The sequence below is a fragment of the Firmicutes bacterium HGW-Firmicutes-1 genome, assembly GCA_002841625.1.
GTDB lineage: Bacteria > Bacillota > Clostridia > Lachnospirales > Vallitaleaceae > HGW-1.
In genome coordinates this window covers 196901-215202 of record PHAG01000009.1, presented here as the reverse complement: position 1 = coordinate 215202, position 18302 = coordinate 196901, and the positions used below count along the sequence as shown (strand labels likewise).

Here is an 18302-nt window from a genome sequence, read left to right as displayed (position 1 = left end):
TCGTTGTATTTTAATTTTACAAAGAAATACTCCAAACGACTCATTTATGGTAATGTGTCCACATCATCAATATTTTAATTATCTTATCTTCATCAAAAACCTGATAAACCAATCGATGCTGCCTACTGATTCTTCGAGATACAACACCCTCCATATCCCCTTTTAAAACCTTATACTCAGGTGGTTTTCCATATGGTCTTTTAGATATATACTCTAATAAATCAAATGCTTTTTCTTTATATTCAGAATTGATAATTATTTTTAAATCCTTTTTACCTCTTGGCGTGAAAACTATTTTATATGTTTCCAATCTAATTCCTCACAATCTTCCAATGGTATTTTCATGCCCTCAAGAATATCCTTGGCATTACCAGTTTCATACATATATAAGGTTTCTTGTATCGATTTCCAATCCTCTTCACTTACCAAAACAGCATTATTTCGCTTCCCAGAAATCATATATTCTACATGCTCCTCATTGACCTTATCAATCAGCTTATATATTTCTTTTCTTGCATTTGAAACAGAAATGTTTTCCATTATTTTCACATCCTAATAATAATTATAAATAAATTATATCGTACCATATGTCGTACGTCAAGAGTTTGCGGATTTATTGATCTCCATGTTCCTTGAGATGATGAGAATTAATTCTTTTTCATCTCAAGTTTAAAATATTTCACATCGTTATATTTATGATTTGTTTTTGTAGCTACCGCGATTTCTCCTGTTGATTTATTATAAATGGCAGACCACGAAGCAAAAGTTTGTGCAACACTTTTTAGCAACTTCATTGCTTCATCATCTGATATGATTCCATTCGTCTCTTCTAACGTTTCAAACAATTGTGTATATCTCTTACATACTCTTTTTCGGGCTGGCTCTTCTTCATTCTCAAATGCACTCACCCTAAAATTTGTAGCAACTTGCCAAGGATTACTGTTTTCTATTATGATAAACTCGTCTCCCACATACTCTATTAACACAGATTTACCAGATGCATCCGATATTATAAATTTAATTGCTGCTTCTGCTTGAAAATATATATTGTATTTTTCAAATATGGAAATAGCTTCCTCAACATTCTTTGCAGAGTCTAGCATGAGTCTCATCGCTCCATAAGAACTAATTGTTGTTTTATCTGGATTACTATTAACAAAAGCTTCTGTTGTATTACTTGCAACTGTAAGTCCCCATTCATTCATACCATCAAATGGTGAATATGGTACGCTAAGCATAGGCTTCTCGTCTGTACTGGTAGATGTATTTTGATACCCGAAATATAAACCATTGACCATGGAAACAGAGGCATATCCATCACTTGGTGTTGTATACAATAAAATAGGAACACTATCTGAACCCGATTCCAAATTTCTTGCAAATATATAATCTCCCTCAGCATTTATTGCAGAATAAGTGGAACAGAAAACAGAAAAGGGTCTTCTCATTACATCTAACATATTTTTATAAGGATTTAACCCCTGTTCTTCAAAAAATGCAATTAACTCTTCGTCTGAGCTTACTCCTTTTTCTAAAAACTCTTTCATAGAATAATCTTGATTGTATCTAACAACATATAATTCATCTATTTTTTCTACGAAAACGCCCTCTTTTTCTGGTTTATTTAAAGCAATAATCTTCTTTTCCACTTGAGTACCTATGCTTGTTTTATTGCATCCCGAAGTAAATACTAGGATTAGGACCATAGTAATAATCATTATATCCTTTATGCTTTTTTTCATTTTCTATTTCTCCTTTTATAAATGGTAATGTCAATCTTACTATTGGATTTCATTGTATAATCATATAGAATTTTCAAAGTTCATTTCATCTGTATGAATCAAGTTAAAGTATCTTGATTATATCACGGTTTTTTTGTTATATCAATAGTCATACATTCGTATGACAGTGTTTATGTAAAAAAAGAAGATTAGCATTGTTTTCTTTCTGTTTGAATGCCAATCTCTCGATTATATTTATGATAATTTTCTCTACTTTGACCCAACATCGAAGCTTGTGTTGCTTATTATAAATTTTGTGTGGTGAAATATTTGCCGCATAAATACTTGTAAAGTTTGTAAGTAGAATTCCATAATTGCTCTTCTAGAATATCAGTTCGATCTTGAATAATTCCATAATCTTTTAAACTCTTAAGATCGTCACCTGACTTTTCAAGATAATCACTGAGTATTTTAGAATCATTGTCCAAAATACTTTTAAGTGATTGTATTTTAGTATCCTTCAAAGCTTTCTCTTCCATTATTATTTCAATCGCTTTTGATTGATGTGAATAGGATATCTTCCTATAATCCCTCACTTCCTTTGTAATCCTACTGATATCCTTTGGATTACCAACAAAAACCATTTGCTCCAACAAATGATTGATATGCTCTGCAATCGTATTAATCATTAAAACACATTGTTCGATTTCTTTCTGTTTTTTACACACAACATCTTCTAACACTTTTCTTATAAGCTCAGATACACTCATGTTTTGCTTTTGTGCCAGCTCTTCGATGCTTTGTTTAAGACCTGGTGTTACTCTAAGCACTAATCTTTCATTTTTATCCTGTTTCATTTTCATCAATCCTTCCCCATTCATTATATTGATGTCTACTATTATTTCAAGCTTACTTGTTTATCTCTAATCCTGTACTTGGTACAAATAATTATATATATAAATACTATCATTTTTTCATATTCTTTTTCATTATACATTTTTTCACTTTAAAAACATAGTAGAAATTAAATTCAAATTATGGTCATCACACGGGTTGAAATATGGAAAGCTCTATAACTAAGGCAATGAAAAACCTCCAATTGATCTTAGTACTCTCAATAAGAGGTTCGTGGAGGAATTTTCTTAACACAGGATAAGAGAAAAGTGACTGTTCACTATTTCTTTTTGAACGAGGTGTTTTTTATACATTGTTTATTATCTGAACTTATAGTTGTGATATATTTTCATGTGTTGTCGATTTTGCGTTAATTATATTCAACGAAATATTTGATTCTAATATTTTTTGATATTTATGCATTGATGCAGAGAGTCAAAAAAATACAATATGTTTCCAATGACAGGGTGGGTGGAGACAGCAATAGTGCTATAATTCTTATAGTTACTTGTCCATACCTAGAGTATAGATAATAGGTTAAGTTTTATATGACTAGATGTGTTTCTAACAGAAAGATAGAATAACTGCATTTTCCAAAAGCTAAGCCCCTACAAAAGAGACTCTTTGTTTTTCTAATACTAAATTGTTAATAATAGTAATCAGTGGTTGGCTGGAGTAATAACACTCCTCCCCATGTTTAATAGTATCAGTTCTTTTTTGTTATTCAAAGCATAGTAATAGCTTACAACTAAACCCCCTCCTTTTATCAAAGAGGGGGTAGATTGAACTAAACTAAATTATTCAACTCACTTTTAACAATCATTACTAATAATCTCTAATATTATTGCTTTCACTTTCCATTCATCTTTTTATATCCTTTAAGTTTGAATAGCCTTCTATGGAGGAGTGCTAACATTAAAAACCCAAACGCATTAATCATAAAAAAAGTGGTGACTGAAAGTGGCCAAATCGGTGTATCTAATTTTACTTGTTTAATAAATTCCGAATTCTCAATTATATCTATTGTTTTTCTTGAACTTTTGATATATGTTAGTCCATTTGGTCTAGAAATAGAATTAGATTTTTTTGATTCAAATATACCCGTTCTTTCCTCAAGATTAATATTATCAGTTTTCCCAACAACTTCTCCATTAAATATTGTATACTCTTGTAATGATCTGTGTAATAGCACGTGCAGTAATTCCTTATCATCTATAAAATAATCAAAATATCCTCCCCATCCAGTAGGAAAGGACATGCCATACAAAAACTTGCCATTTCCATCATATACTTGGATCCCAGAAAATTCCATAGTTCCCATATAAATATTACCACTACTATCAACGGCAAACCCTTGTTGATCATTCAAAGGCTTTTGTTCATAATACTTATTATGACCTATATTATCATAATTAATTGCCTGTATTAAATTACTTAAATATCCAATACCTCCAAAAATAATTAAAGCTATTGCTATAATATTAGTTGTTATAAATAAAGCTTTTTTCATAATCCTCCTCCATAAAAACGATATAAATTATTCAATACTATATTAGAAGTCGATATTAGTTATATACAAACTATAGATAACATATAAGGTTTTATATTATCTAAACCTCAAATAGTAGATTGTTTCCATTTGATTAACTTGTTACTTTAATATCTTTGGAGTTATAGATTCTAATCTTCTTATCAAACTTATTATTATATATATCTATATAATTAGATCCGGATTTTTTTATATATAGTACTGTACCTTGATTGTTATATGACAAACTCTGACCGAGTCCAAGGCTATTTAGTAAAGATAATACATTAAAAGTCTTAAGTAGCTTTGTCTGACCTGCCTGTACATAGATTGTTGGTATCGGCGCAAGCGAGGTACCAACTCCTAAACTTACACAATAGCTTGAGTAAATATTATTAGCCGCAATATTGAACCCAAAGCTAACGCCACCATACGCTCCTACAGCCCATGATACTCCAGTAGAAAAAGCCCAACCAAGAACTTGACTAACTTGGGTGAAAGATGGATAAAAACATACAAATCCAGCAAAACTTATACTAGCATTAATCATTACAACGGGGCCTACTGTATAAGTTAGATTTCCATTTAAACTTTGATCCATACTAACTTGTAAGCTCATAAATAAACCAAATACACATGCAGCTTTAAACTCTACTCCCACGCTAACAACCCATTGCCCTGTAGGATCCACTTTATTTATGGGGTTGTTACCGCAATATTGGAAAATATTATAACTTGACAATCCACACCCTAAATCAAATACAGTATCTGAACTAATAAATCTGCAAATTTCAGGATCATAATACCTACTTTGCAAATAATATAATCCCGTTTCACTATCATAATAGTATCCTCTATATCTAAATGGATTAATTTCTCCAATTGTAGAAGCCATCTCTCCATCCATCTTCACCAATTTACCCCAACTATCATATATATATGAAACAACTTTTTTACCTGATTGATTATAAATACCAATAATATCATTTTGTACATTCTTTTCAAAAAAGTATATATTATTTTCATAATTCATACCTATAATATTTCCTGCCGAATCATACATATATAATATTTCGTACTCATCATTTGATTCTTTAATTATTTTATTGCCATCATAATAGTATATAGTTTTATTACCATTAATTTCTTTTTCAGTACGAAGCCCATTGCTATTATAGTTATACATAATATTGTATTCACTATTAACCGCTTGTGAGAGCATCTTACCATTATCCCACTCAAAAGAAAATCCTTCCTTGTAATTCAGTACATTTCCGTTTTGATCGTATGTGAATGTTTCCCCATTATACGATGTTAATTTATCTTTCCAATTTTCATCATTATATTCAAATATATCTTCGTTTATAACGTCTGTGGGAGTACTATTTGTGTATTTATATTCAACTTTTTTAAGTATATTTCCGCCCTTATCATACTCATGCAAAACAGTTGTATTAGTATATCTGCTATCAACTCTTACTAGTTGTCCCTTCAAATCATATTCATAATGTTCCATTTCTATACCATTTTCAATTAAATTAGTCATATTTCCCATAACATCATAGTTATAACTAATATCATTATTATTGTGTGATACATTAGCGATATGATCATTTTCGATTTTATATGTTTGAGATATTATCTCTTTATTATTATACTTTATCGAACTATTAATCTCTTTATCTGTTTTAATCGTATCGACACAGATTCCATTTGACATGACTAATTTCCTATTACCGCTAACAGGATCTATGTCAACATATTGAGATATTGTTTCACCATTAATGGTGTAATCCAATGTATAACCATCTTCCCTATTTTCTGTTTTAATTTCTAAACCAGTATTTGTTGTAATTGCTACTACTTCTCCATTTTCATCATAGGTATAGTCATAAACAACATCTTTATCAATCTGTTTAGTTACTTAGTCATCTTCATCATATTCCCATGTTGTCTTTACTTTACCATTTTCTGATATTGAAGTAATCTTATTGTTTCCATTGAATTCATAATCTAAGCTTGATCCATTCCCATGATTAATCTTCTTAAGCATATCCCCATCATAAGAATAATCAACTAGTTCTTGATTGCCAATGTTTATTTTTTTCACTTTTCCTTTAGAATCATAATCTATGAAATAACTATTTCCATTGGTATTAACAGAATCTACTTTTCCATCTTCATAGCTATAATTAATGACATTAATATTATTATTCTCATTAGAAATTATTGCAATTGGATTATTATTTGTGTCATATAGGTAGTTTATAATAAGATTATTTGCATATCTTACATAACCTACAGTATTGGTAAGATAATTATATGTGTATTCTAAAATTGCTGGATCACCTGTATGTACAATAGTTATATCATAAAAACCTTCAACCTCTTCAAATCCATAATATGTTTTTTTCTTTTTATTACTAAATTCATCAAAGTCATTGATTCCATCTTTATCACTATCTGATTTATTTGGATTCGAATTATACTTAACTAGTTCATCATAATCTGAGAGTCCATCAAAATCACTATCTTTAGATCTTGGATCGGTACCATTTTTATATTCATCAATATTAGTTATCCCATCATTATCTAAATCTTCTTTTGGATTATTAAAAATTAATGGATCTGTACCCAATGTTAAAATTTCATACCCATCCGGTATTCCATCCTTATCTGTATCATCTACCATTGGATCAGTACCAAAATCCCAAATCTCATAACCATTAGGAATTTTGTCTCCATCATCATCTCTAACCATTCTTTCAAAACCATTATTTGTTCTTTGAAGTGTTGATATGTAGGAGAATGTTTCTTTACCTTCAGCATCGATTTCTACAAGCCTAAAATCAATAAATTCTCCAACTTTTGATTCATCAATCTGATACTCAAACTTATTTGCAATTTCACTTAGCAGCTTAAATTTTTTATCATCAAGCTGCTTTGAAAGCTTTGATAACGAACATTTTTTAATATCAAATTCTTCATAACATGTTTTAATTAATAAGTCATTATTCATAGCCTCAACATAGATTATATCTTCTTGATAAATCACATAGTTAAAACCTTTTTCCTTAATAATTATTTTTGAATCTGGTTGTTTTTCAATAATTCCATTGGTAATAACATCTTTAAATACTTTAATTACTACTTCTTTTTTAAATGGTTTAAAAATATAAGTATAACAATGAATATTTCTATATGCTTTAATCTCATTACAATTATCTCCTGTAACAAATATAATTGGTGTTAATTTATATATATCCATTTTCCTTATTTGCTCTGCAAGTATTAAGCCCGAGTAATCTTCTAACTGTATGTCTAATATAAAAACATCTATTTTTTCAGTCTCAGATATTCTTAAAGCCTCTGCGGCTGCTCCAGTCACATAAACCTCAAGCTCCTCATCAATATTTTTAACAATTTTCACTAACCCTTCGCGAATGTATACTTCATCTTCAACAATTAAAATTTTCCCCATTTTATCCATCCTTCTCTTGTAAATATAAAAATACCTCGAATACAAAGCCAAGAACTGTTCGTCTATTATTTAACAAACAAATCTTGTCTGTACCGAGGGATATTCTCTCAATAACATAAACTTACTATAAATTTCAACTAATCTTAATGTCTTTTTTCTCGCCCTCGAAATTACTCTATATATATTACACGATTATACATTATGCCTCTTTATTTTACAAGTTGGTTTTTAAATATTTTATTTAATCACTTTAGGTATGTTTTATTATTTCAAGTAATTCAAATCCAATCTCCCCTCCTTCCCCTATTTCAATCCTCTCAACCAAAGCTCCAAATAACTCACCATCAAACTCAGTTAATAATCCGTCCCTTATACCAAGAACAAGCTCAATCTCTTCAATTTGCCTTCTCATTTCATTTTTTCTATCTTCGTCTAAACTTACAACATCTCTTTGACTTCTGAGATTATTCAATACCGCGTTTAACCTCTTATTTTCTTCTTGATAAACCTCAATATCAATATCGCCAGTCATTCTAAAATTAACTAACTGCTTTATATCATCCTTGACTTTCTCGATTTCATCCTCAAGCTTTTCAGCATCAATTCCAATATTTAAATTCTTTATTACATCTTCAATATTTTTCTTCATGGTATCAACCACCTTAACCCTATCCTTATATAATTCGTTGAACCAGTCAACGAAAGCTTGCTCAAGAACTTTTTCATCGATAGCCTTCATATGACAAGCATCTTTTCCCTCATTTATATACGTGGTACATTGCCAAACATTTTTTTTGCTCGTATTCTTGCTGTTCCATTGCCTTCTCTTGAATTTTGCACCACAATCCCCACATATAATTTTCCCACTGAAAGGATATTTGCTTGTATACTTTCCTCGATCACCGATAACATTGTTTTTAGCTAAAGCCCTTTTCTCTTTTTCCTTTTGAACCGCATCCCACACTTCTCTTGAAACTATTGGAACATGATTGTCTTCTACTAGATATTGGTCAGAATAGTTTCGATTAGTAACTCTTTTATGGGATAAAAAATCTACGGTGACTGTTTTTTGTTGCAACAGTTCACCGTAGTATTTTTCTCCCTTTATGAATTACTTATTAATAATGTTTATCGGCATAACCGACCCATCCACCTTCTTTAACCAGTGTCTTATCAAACTCGCCTACACTGAAATCAATCTCTTCTGATTGATCTGCTGATGATACAACAATTTTATCTCTGTCAATATCAATCGTTATTGATGTATCTTTACCTGAGTAGTTACTAAAAAGATACTCAATCTTATCTCTAGACAATTCTATCGCGAACATTCCGCAATTGTACATATTCTGTCTAAAAATCCTTGCAAAGTTTTCAGCTAAAACAACATTGATCCCATTCACTTCCAAAGCCCAAGGAGCATGTTCCCTAGATGAGCCGCAACCAAAATTTTCTCTTGTTACAATAACAACTTTATCATGAATATCCTTACTGTTATTAAATCCTGGAAGAGACAGATCTTCTAATAAATTAGGTTTTAATGCCTCTTTAGTAATTTCAGTAAGATATTTTGCCGGTATGATTTCATCGGTATTGATATCACTTCTATCTAAAAATAAAACTTTTCCGCTAAAATTTTTCATTTTTTCCCTCCAGTACTACGCATTATAAATTTCAGAATTTGTTATTTTCCCTTCAATTGCTGTAGCTGCAGCAGTTGCAGGACTCATTAGATGAACCGTACCACCTTTTCCCATTCTACCATTAAAATTACGGTTCGTTGTCGAAGCACAGGCTTCACCTTCTGCTAGAACTCCGTTACTCATACCAAGGCACGCTCCACAGGTTGGATTTGTAACGCAAAAACCTGCGTCTTGGAAAATCTCAATAATTCCTTCCTTTAAGGCCATGGTATAAATAGCAGGCGTCGCAGGGCTCACGATCGCACGAACATGATCACTAATTTTTTTACCCTTAAGGATATTTGCAGCTATTCTCAAATCTTCTATTCTTCCATTCGTACAACTTCCAATATAAATCTGATCTACCTTCGTACCAGCCATTTCTTCAACAGATTTTACTTGGTCCGGTTTAAATCCAAAAGTAACCATTGGTTCTAAATTAGAAACATCATATTCGCATATTTTTTCATAGGAAGCATCCGCATCCGAAACCCATTTTGAATACTCTTTCAAAGCTTCTTCTTTTGAATTAAATTCTTCTTTAATAAATTCCCATAAGTATTCAACAGTCGTCATATCAGGATAGCAAACACCAGAAGTACCTCCGGCTTCAATTGCCATATTACACAACGTCATACGGGATTCCATGGACATAGCATCCACAACCGGTCCTGTAAATTCAATAACCATATTGGTTGCACCATTTACAGTGAGTTCTTTAATAATAAAAAGCACCAAGTCCTTTGCATAAACACCTGGCTTTAAGCTACCATTAAGTACAATTTTTATTGTTTTAGGGAAGTGGAATGCACATACCCCTTTCAATATTCCTACTTCAAGGTCGGTACTTCCTACTCCTGCAGCAAAAGCTCCAAATGCACCATGTGTACATGTGTGAGAGTCTCCCATAATAATCGTGTAACCTGGGCGAACAAATCCTTTTTCTGGAAATATAACATGACAAACACCATTTCTTCCAATATCGAAGAAATCTTTTATATCATGTCTTTTAGCCCAATCGCGTAGTATCTTGCCCTGTTCGGCGGTTTTAGAGTCTTTTGCTGGTGTTACATGATCAATGACTGCTTTTATTTTTGTAGGATCAAAAACCCTATCCATTCCTCTTGCCATAAGATCTGTGATAGCAATTGGCGTGGTGATTTCATGACAGAATACCCTGTCTAGTTTTAAAACATGCGTATCTGGAAACGGCATGTTAACTCTGTGAGTATCAAAAATTTTCTCAGCTAATGTTTTACCCATTATTTTTCTCCTTACAATTTGATTGCTTATTAAAGTTATGATATATTCATTTTATATATCTATTGTATACTAAAAGTGTTAATATGAAAAGTACATGTTTATTATGTTTTCCATTCCTGGAGGTTATGATATGTTACACACCGATCTTTATAAAGTCTTTTATTATGTAGCTACTTACAAAAATATTACACATGCAGCAAATCAACTTTTTACAAGTCAGCCAGCCGTTAGTAAGTCAATAAAAAAACTTGAAGAGTTAACGAATTGCACCTTATTTGTTAGAAGCCAAAAAGGTGTAACACTTACAAGTGAAGGCGAACTTTTATTTGAGTATGTCCAAAAAGCATTTAATTACCTTATTAGTGGTGAAAAAATGATTGAAAGAATTAATAATAAGGAAGAAGGCGTTGTGAAAATTGGAATAAGTAATACTTTGTGCAAATATTTTTTCTTTCCTCATTTAGAGAAATTTCATCAAGCATACCCAAATATTTCCATTCAAATCATGAATCAGTCTTCTCCAAATACTTATGAACTATTAGATGAATGTAGCATTGATTTTGGAATCATAAGTATTCCAAAGAATAAGCCAAACTACAATTATATCGGATTAATGACCGTTCATGACATATTTGTCACCAAAAACCCCTGTTTACAAGAACAATACCCCTTGGAAGTACTTGCAGATCATCCACTGATGCTACTGGATAAAGGAAATCAAACACGAATCTACATAGATGATTTTCTAAAAAGAAATGGTCTTGAATTAAAGCCTGAAATTGAAATCGGAAGTATGGACTTTCTTGTTGAACTAGCAAAAATCGGTATCGGAACAGCCTGTGTAATCCGAGAATTTGTACAAGAAGAATTATCTTCTAGTACATTATACGAAATTCCTATTACTCCTACTCCTATTTCCAGAGAAATTGGTATCGTGCATAAAGCGCATGTTCCTTTATCAATAGCCGCTAAGACATTTGTAGAATTTTTAGAAAAACAAAATATAGACAGCTTTTGACCCTGAAATTTTTCTCTGAAACTCAAAGAGCTACAGTTCTTATTTGGATTTTCATTTAATAGACTGTTTTGCAAGGACAAATGCATGGATTAATGATTGTGTGAGTCAGCAAATGATAATCGAGTGAAACTGAAAAGTTAAAGATAATAAACTGGTTAAGGTAAAATACACTTTAGCCGGTTTATTAATCAACTTAAAAGCAAAAACCCTCCACTAATTTACATTCGCGATGGGGTTATTGTTTGAGGTTAATATGAAATGTCCCCCTAATAACTCATTGATATAAAACTCACAATACGAGGTTCCTGGAACATAGCAGAAATTAAATTCAAATTGTAGCCACCACTGAATTTAGATATGGAAAGATCTGTTAATAGGTATAAAAGAACCTCCTATTAATACAAGTGCACTCAATAAGAGGTTCCTGGAAAAATTTTTAATAACTCAAAATAAGAGAAAGGTGCCTGTCCCCTTTACTTCAACAGATGAATAAATAACCCGCTTCTTAGCTTTGGTTCGAACCATGTTGACTTTGGAGGCATTAACTCGTCGACATCGGCTATGTTCATAAGTTCCTCAATAGATGTTGGCACTAGTGCAAATGCAACCGTCATATCCTCTTTTACACGTCTTTCAAGCTCACCTAGTCCTCTAATTCCACCTACGAAGTCAATCCTATTATCTGTTCTAGGATCTCCTATTCCAAGTATTGGAGCAAGTAGATTAAGCTGTAAGATTGATACATCGAGGCTCAGTACTGGATCCGCTGAATTGTAACTTCCCTCTTTTGTTTTGAGTAAATACCATGTGTCTTCTAAGTACATACCAAATGTACATTTTTTTATTGGCCTGATCTGTTCCTTGCTAGTTTCTAATATATCGAAGTTCTTCTCTACTTCAAGCATAAATGCTTCTGGAGTAAGTCCACCTAAGTCTTTAACAACTCGATTATAATCCATAATCTTTAATTGCTCGTCTGGAAATATAACAGATAGAAAATAATTAAATTCATCAGTACCATCATCGTTTGGATTTGCTTCTCTTCTCTTTAGACCTACTTTAACGGCTGATGCTGCTCTATGATGTCCATCTGCAATATAAAGACTATCAACCATCTTGAAGCCCTCTTGTAATTGGTGAATTATTTCAGTATCATCAAGAACCCAAACGGCATGTCTAATACTATCATCTGCAACAAAATCATATTCTGTTTTATGGTTAGCAATCCAATTACTTACCGCCGTGTTAATACTTTCTTTGGCTTTATAGGTTAAGAAAATCGGGCCTGTATTTGCATCACAATAATCTACGTGATTAATACGGTCTGCTTCTTTTTCAGCTCTAGTTAATTCGTGTTTTTTAATTGTGTTATTTATGTATTCGTCAATCGAAGTACATGCTACAATTCCAGTTTGCGTGCGTCCATCCATTGTTAATTGGTAAATATATAAACACTCTTTTTGATCTTGAATTAATTTATACTCACCTATCATATTATACATCGTATCTCTAGCTTTTTCATAAACTTTGGTACTGTAAGGGTCAACATCTTCCGAGAAAAATGTTTCTGCTCTATCTATTTTCAAAAATGAAATCGGCTTATCTTTTATCACAACTCTTGCTTCCTTTGAGCTATATACATCATAAGGTAGCGCAGCTATTTCATTAACTAAATCAACTCTTGGTCTTACCCCTTTAAAAGGTTTAATAGTAGACATATTCTTCCTCCTAATTTTATAAACATGGGAGTCAAGGACTTATTATCCCTGACTCCCCCTTTGAGAAGCCAAATACCTATCGGTATCCTTGACTCTCATTACCTGAGAAGTCAAGTACCAATCGGTATCCTTGATTCTCAATATATTATTTAATAACTCTAACCTTTACAACACCATTGATGGCTTCTAATGCTTTCACGATCTTATCAGTGATCGCATCTTCAACATCAAGGACTGTATATGCCCATTCTTTTTTACTTTTGTTAATCATATCACCGATGTTAACATTTTCACCAGCTACGATACTCGTTATTTGACTAACCATGTTCGGTATATTTCTATGATTAATGGCTACTCTACCTACTGTTGAGCATCCTCCAATATTACATTCTGGATAGTTTACTGAATTTATAATGTTACCATTTTCTAAGTATTCTCTAATTTGGTTCACTGCCATGATTGCACAATTGATTTCTGATTCTGGAGTTGATGCTCCAAGATGAGGAATACAAATCGTATTTGGCATATTGAAGGTTTTCGAATTAGGAAAGTCTGTTACATATTTTGCTACCTTTCCTGACTCTAATTCAAGCTTAATTTCATCATCATTTACAAGCTCAGCTCTAGAAAAGTTTAGGATTCTAACTCCATCCTTCATATTCTTGATACTAGCAGTTCCAATCATACCTTCAGTTTCCTTCATAAGTGGAACATGAACTGTAATGTAATCACATTTTGAATATAAATCTTCTAAGGATGTAGCCTTTTGAACTAAACTACTAAGGCCCCATGCTGAATCTACAGAAATAAATGGGTCATAACCTAATACTTCCATTCCAAGTGAACATGCTGCGTTTGCTACTAATACACCAATCGCTCCAAGTCCAATAACACCTAATGTCTTACCTAGAATTTCTGGACCTGCAAAGTTTGATTTTCCTTCTTCAACTAGCTTAGGTACTTTATCACCTTGTTCTTTTAAGGACTTACCCCAGTCAATTGCTCCTGCTACATCTCTTGAAGCAATAAACAATCCTGCAAGTACTAATTCTTTAACACCATTTGCATTTGCTCCAGGTGTATTAAATACTACGATTCCTTTTTCTGCACATTTTTCAAGTGGTATGTTATTCACACCTGCACCAGCTCTACCAACAGCCTTTAAGCTTTCTGGAAGTTCCATGTCATGCATTTTATAGCTTCTAAGTAAAATAGCATCTGCATTGTCGTCATTAACAATTGTATAATCATCATTCAACAAGCGTAAGCCATTTTCATCAATTTTATCTAAGGTTTTAATTTTAAACATCATAATCCTCCACTCTATTTGTTTTCGGCTTCAAATTTTTTCATAAAATCTACAAGCTTTTGAACGCCCTCTTTTGGCATAGCGTTATATATACTTGCTCTCATACCACCTACAGATCTATGACCTTTCAGATTAACAAAGCCTAGTTTTTCTGCTTCTTTAATGAATTTTGAATCTAATTCACCAGTAGGTAAAACGAAACAAATGTTCATAAGTGAACGATCCTTTTTCTCAACAGTTCCTTTAAATAATTCACTTGCATCTAAGAAGTTATATAAAAGATTCGCTTTCTCAATATTTAGTTTTTCAACTACAGATAAACCACCTTGAGCCTTGATCCAATCAAATACCAAACCAGCAATGTAAACTGCATATGTTGGTGGTGTATTGAACATAGATTCATTTTTTGAATGTGTACTGTATTTAAACATTGTTGGTGTAATATCCATTTCCTTGCCAATTAAATCTTCTCTTATGATAACTACTGTAAGTCCAGCAGGTCCCATATTCTTTTGAGCTCCGGCATAAATAATACCATATTTACTCACATCTATTACTTCAGATAAAATGTTAGAAGACATATCTGCAACCAATGGCACATCCCCAACATCAGGTAACTCAGTGAATCTTGTCCCAAAAATTGTATTGTTGGATGTTATATGAAAATAATCTGCATCCTTCGTAAAATCTGCTTTGTTATATTCAGGAATATAAGAAAACACTTTGTCTTCAGAAGATGCAATTACATTTACTTCTCCGTAACGTTTTGCTTCTGCAATTGCTTTTTTTGCCCATTCTCCAGTAAGAAGATAATCTGCTTTTTTTGAACCATTCATTAAATTGAGTGGTACCATAGCAAATTGTGATGAGGCGCCACCTTGCAAAAATAGCACTTTATAATTGCTCGGGATGTTCATGACTTCTCTTAAAGAAGCTTCTGCTCTATGTATAATGTCTTCATAGACAGCAGATCTATGGCTCATTTCCATAACTGACATACCAGAATCCTTGTAACATACCATTTCTTTCGCTGCTTGCTCTAAGACTTCAACAGGTAACATAGATGGTCCTGCAGAAAAGTTATACACTCTTTCCATATTCGTATCACTCCTATAAATGTTTTATTCAGATTATTGCATATGATGAATGACAAATTGCACTCATGATATTGCACTTTTCTATAGTTTCATAAACTTCTTTGAAAATGCTTCTTCACTATAATATATTGCTTTAGTAAAGAGCCATTTTTCACAAAAAACTCAGCTTATTAATAAGATAATTAATTAACAATCTAAGTAAAAATAAAAATGCCTCAATTGGAATTCGAATCAAAAATGTCTTCCGAACCAATCGAGTGAATCATTTAAGTCATTTATCACACAATTGTGTGAAAAACCTAAGACAAATGCCTATAAGTAAGGCAATAATCAAAAAATGATTACTTATAATATATAATATAAATTTCATTAAGTCAACTAAATTATGTAAAAAGTGTCTTGGTATTCTTCCATGGACAATACATATGTATTTCATACCAAGACAGTAGTGTTAATCTTTTAACCCAATGCAGAAGTTTGTGTAACAAACTTCTGCGCATCAGTGGTGCTATCCCCACTGATGCCACAAGCGCGCCCGCGCTTGTGATTGGGTTACGAGACCGTAGCAAAGCGGAGGTCGAGTATTTCTTCAACCTTAGTTTCAACTGCTTTCAGCATCAGTGGTGCTATCCCCACTGATGCCACAAGCGCTCGCGCTTGTGATTGGGTTACGAGACCGTAGCAAAGCGGAGGTCGAGTATTTCTTCAACCTTAGTTTCAACTGCTTTCAGCATCAGTGGTGCTATCCCCGCTGATGCCACAAGCGCCCGCGCTTGTGATTGGGTTACGTGACCGTAGCAAAGCGGAGGTCGAGTATTTCTTCAATACTCGTTCTACCGCTTTAAGCTTTTAATCCCTTTTTATCCCCCTACTCCATAATCAACTCATCAATCCCAGCCCCAGGTGCAACCATTGGATATACCTTATCATCCTTATCAATCACACAATTCACAATGACCGGCCTTCCGAGCCCTAATGCAGTTCTCAAAGTCTCTTCCACCTTATCGAACTCTGTTAAATTCATCCCTACAGCTCCAAAAGCTTCTGCAAGCTTAACATAATCCAAATCAGGATTTAAACTAGTATAAGAATAACGCTCTTCATAAAATAAAGATTGCCATTGTCTAACCATACCTAATACATTGTTATTAATGACCAAAACAACAATTGGCACATTATATCTTACAGCAGTTAAAATCTCATTTAAATTCATTCTAAAACTTCCATCACCAGCAATATTGATCACTGGCATATCCGGATTTCCAATCTTTGCACCAATTGATGCTCCTAGTCCATAACCCATTGTTCCAAGACCACCTGATGTTAAAAATAATTGTGGCTTCTTAAATTTATAATGCTGCGCGGTCCACATTTGATGTTGCCCTACTTCTGTAGAAATAATTGCATCACCTTTTGTGATTTCACATAGCTTTTCAATAACATATTGTCCAGTTAAGCCTTTATTATACTTTAATGGATAATTTCGCTTCAATTCATCTATTTCTTCTAGCCAATCATCATGCTTAAGATTTGCAACACAATTATTCAGTTTTAAAAGCACCTCTTTGATATCGCCAATAATGTAGTGATGCGTTTGTACATTCTTATTCACTTCTGCAGGATCAATATCTATGTGTAAAACATGAGCATCCATTGCAAACTTTGATGAATTACCAATAACACGATCACTAAATCTGGAACCGATGACGATTAATAGATCACATTTCGTAACTCCCAAATTAGAAGCTTTTGACCCATGCATACCAAGCATACCTGTATATAGTTCATGTTCTCCGGAAATGCCTCCCATACCCATTAAGCTACAAGATACTGGCGCTTGAATCTTCTCAGCAAACTTTGTTAATTCAACATGTGCTTCTGAAAGAACAACACCTCCACCAACAAAGATAAATGGTTTCTTACATTGTTCAATCAATTTTTTAGCTTCGTCAAGCACCTCTGTTGAAATAAATTCTGTTCTTCTGACTATTTCTTTTGGAGCTTGATAACTATATTCCGCCTTATTTGCAGTAACGTCTTTTGGAATATCAATTAAAACTGGACCTGGTCGTCCTTCTTTTGCAACATAGAACGCTTCACGAATCACCTTTGCTAGATTTGCTACATCCTTAACAATATAGTTATGTTTTGTAATCGGCATTGTAATCCCCGCAATGTCTACTTCTTGAAAGCTATCCTTTCCAAGAAGTGCTACTGGTACATTACCAGTAATGGCTACCATCGGGATGGAATCCATATATGCAGTTGCAATACCTGTTACCAAATTAGTTGCACCTGGTCCAGAAGTAGCTATACATACTCCTACCTTTCCTGTTGAACGTGCGTACCCGTCTGCGGCGTGAGCCGCTCCTTGTTCGTGAGAAGTAAGAATATGCTTGATCTTACTGCCATATTTATATAATTCATCATAAATATTAAGTACAGCACCTCCTGGAAAACCAAACACCGTATCAACACTTTGTTCTTTAAGACACTCCATTAGTATCTGCGCACCTGTTAATTCCATATATAACGCCTCCTTTCATCAAATTCCTACCAATTATTCATTGATCACTTTTTAATTGATAGTC

General features: G+C 32.9%; 15 protein-coding genes. 1 reads left to right on the top strand and 14 read right to left on the bottom strand.

The genetic code is table 11. From position 1 onward, the window contains the following. Positions 1 to 40 precede the first annotated feature (40 nt). The 10 genes from CVU84_12000 to CVU84_11955 form a co-directional block, all read right to left on the bottom strand. Entirely contained in the window at positions 41 to 310 is a 270-nt protein-coding gene (locus CVU84_12000; GenBank protein PKM94178.1) for a Txe/YoeB family addiction module toxin, read from the bottom strand. Continuing rightward, entirely contained in the window at positions 292 to 540 is a 249-nt protein-coding gene (locus CVU84_11995) for a type II toxin-antitoxin system prevent-host-death family antitoxin (protein ID PKM94177.1), read from the bottom strand. Before CVU84_11995 ends, CVU84_12000 begins: the two co-directional genes overlap by 19 nt. Positions 541 to 647: 107 nt before the next feature. Beyond that, a complete protein-coding gene (locus CVU84_11990; protein ID PKM94176.1) occupies positions 648 to 1742 on the bottom strand; it encodes a hypothetical protein in 1095 nt (364 codons plus the stop codon). Positions 1743 to 2026: 284 nt separating this feature from the next. Next, positions 2027 to 2584, bottom strand: a complete 558-nt coding sequence (locus CVU84_11985; protein ID PKM94175.1) for a hypothetical protein — start codon at positions 2582 to 2584, stop codon at positions 2027 to 2029. Positions 2585 to 3465: 881 nt separating this feature from the next. Continuing rightward, positions 3466 to 4125 carry a hypothetical protein gene (locus CVU84_11980; GenBank protein PKM94174.1) on the bottom strand — a complete coding sequence of 220 codons (660 nt, stop codon included), beginning with the start codon at positions 4123 to 4125 and terminating at the stop codon, positions 3466 to 3468. Between the two features lie 133 nt (positions 4126 to 4258). Then, complete coding sequence (locus CVU84_11975) at positions 4259 to 5941, bottom strand: hypothetical protein (protein ID PKM94173.1); 1683 nt, start codon at positions 5939 to 5941, stop codon at positions 4259 to 4261. A 126-nt stretch (positions 5942 to 6067) separates the two neighbouring features. Beyond that, entirely contained in the window at positions 6068 to 7633 is a 1566-nt protein-coding gene (locus CVU84_11970; protein ID PKM94172.1) for a hypothetical protein, read from the bottom strand. A gap of 241 nt (positions 7634 to 7874) precedes the next feature. After that, positions 7875 to 8702, bottom strand: a complete 828-nt coding sequence (locus CVU84_11965) for a hypothetical protein (GenBank protein ID PKM94171.1) — start codon at positions 8700 to 8702, stop codon at positions 7875 to 7877. Between the two features lie 40 nt (positions 8703 to 8742). Next, the gene (locus tag CVU84_11960; protein PKM94170.1) at positions 8743 to 9267 is read right to left on the bottom strand and encodes a 3-isopropylmalate dehydratase small subunit; all 525 of its coding nucleotides are present in this window, start codon (positions 9265 to 9267) and stop codon (positions 8743 to 8745) included. Between the two features lie 15 nt (positions 9268 to 9282). Beyond that, positions 9283 to 10569, bottom strand: coding sequence for a 3-isopropylmalate dehydratase (locus CVU84_11955; GenBank protein ID PKM94169.1), 1287 nt, complete (start codon positions 10567 to 10569; stop codon positions 9283 to 9285). A gap of 130 nt (positions 10570 to 10699) precedes the next feature. On the opposite strand from CVU84_11955, the gene CVU84_11950 reads away from it, so the two are divergent. Beyond that, complete coding sequence (locus CVU84_11950; protein PKM94168.1) at positions 10700 to 11587, top strand: LysR family transcriptional regulator; 888 nt, start codon at positions 10700 to 10702, stop codon at positions 11585 to 11587. Positions 11588 to 12060: 473 nt separating this feature from the next. Here the strand turns inward: CVU84_11950 and CVU84_11945 are convergent, their stop codons facing one another. The 4 genes from CVU84_11945 to ilvB form a co-directional block, all read right to left on the bottom strand. After that, entirely contained in the window at positions 12061 to 13305 is a 1245-nt protein-coding gene (locus tag CVU84_11945; GenBank protein PKM94167.1) for a DUF1015 domain-containing protein, read from the bottom strand. A 145-nt stretch (positions 13306 to 13450) separates the two neighbouring features. Then, positions 13451 to 14614 carry a 3-phosphoglycerate dehydrogenase gene (locus tag CVU84_11940; protein PKM94166.1) on the bottom strand — a complete coding sequence of 388 codons (1164 nt, stop codon included), beginning with the start codon at positions 14612 to 14614 and terminating at the stop codon, positions 13451 to 13453. Positions 14615 to 14628: 14 nt separating this feature from the next. Then, positions 14629 to 15711 (bottom strand): 3-phosphoserine/phosphohydroxythreonine aminotransferase, encoded by a 1083-nt coding sequence (locus CVU84_11935; GenBank protein ID PKM94165.1) that lies wholly within the window; start codon positions 15709 to 15711, stop codon positions 14629 to 14631. Positions 15712 to 16579: 868 nt separating this feature from the next. Continuing rightward, positions 16580 to 18238: an acetolactate synthase, large subunit, biosynthetic type gene (gene ilvB / locus CVU84_11930; GenBank protein PKM94164.1), complete on the bottom strand. Its 1659-nt coding sequence runs from the start codon at positions 18236 to 18238 to the stop codon at positions 16580 to 16582. Positions 18239 to 18302: the final 64 nt, after the last annotated feature.

Coding starts and splice junctions, on each gene's coding strand:
- CVU84_11995 (PKM94177.1), bottom strand. CDS start 540: ATGGAAAACATTTCTGTTTCAAATGCAAGAAAAGAAATATATAAGCTG.
- CVU84_11990 (PKM94176.1), bottom strand. CDS start 1,742: ATGAAAAAAAGCATAAAGGATATAATGATTATTACTATGGTCCTAATC.
- CVU84_11985 (PKM94175.1), bottom strand. CDS start 2,584: ATGAAAATGAAACAGGATAAAAATGAAAGATTAGTGCTTAGAGTAACA.
- CVU84_11980 (PKM94174.1), bottom strand. CDS start 4,125: ATGAAAAAAGCTTTATTTATAACAACTAATATTATAGCAATAGCTTTA.
- CVU84_11970 (PKM94172.1), bottom strand. CDS start 7,633: ATGGATAAAATGGGGAAAATTTTAATTGTTGAAGATGAAGTATACATT.
- CVU84_11960 (PKM94170.1), bottom strand. CDS start 9,267: ATGAAAAATTTTAGCGGAAAAGTTTTATTTTTAGATAGAAGTGATATC.
- CVU84_11955 (PKM94169.1), bottom strand. CDS start 10,569: ATGGGTAAAACATTAGCTGAGAAAATTTTTGATACTCACAGAGTTAAC.
- CVU84_11950 (PKM94168.1), top strand. CDS start 10,700: ATGTTACACACCGATCTTTATAAAGTCTTTTATTATGTAGCTACTTAC.
- CVU84_11945 (PKM94167.1), bottom strand. CDS start 13,305: ATGTCTACTATTAAACCTTTTAAAGGGGTAAGACCAAGAGTTGATTTA.
- CVU84_11940 (PKM94166.1), bottom strand. CDS start 14,614: ATGTTTAAAATTAAAACCTTAGATAAAATTGATGAAAATGGCTTACGC.
- CVU84_11935 (PKM94165.1), bottom strand. CDS start 15,711: ATGGAAAGAGTGTATAACTTTTCTGCAGGACCATCTATGTTACCTGTT.
- ilvB (PKM94164.1), bottom strand. CDS start 18,238: ATGGAATTAACAGGTGCGCAGATACTAATGGAGTGTCTTAAAGAACAA.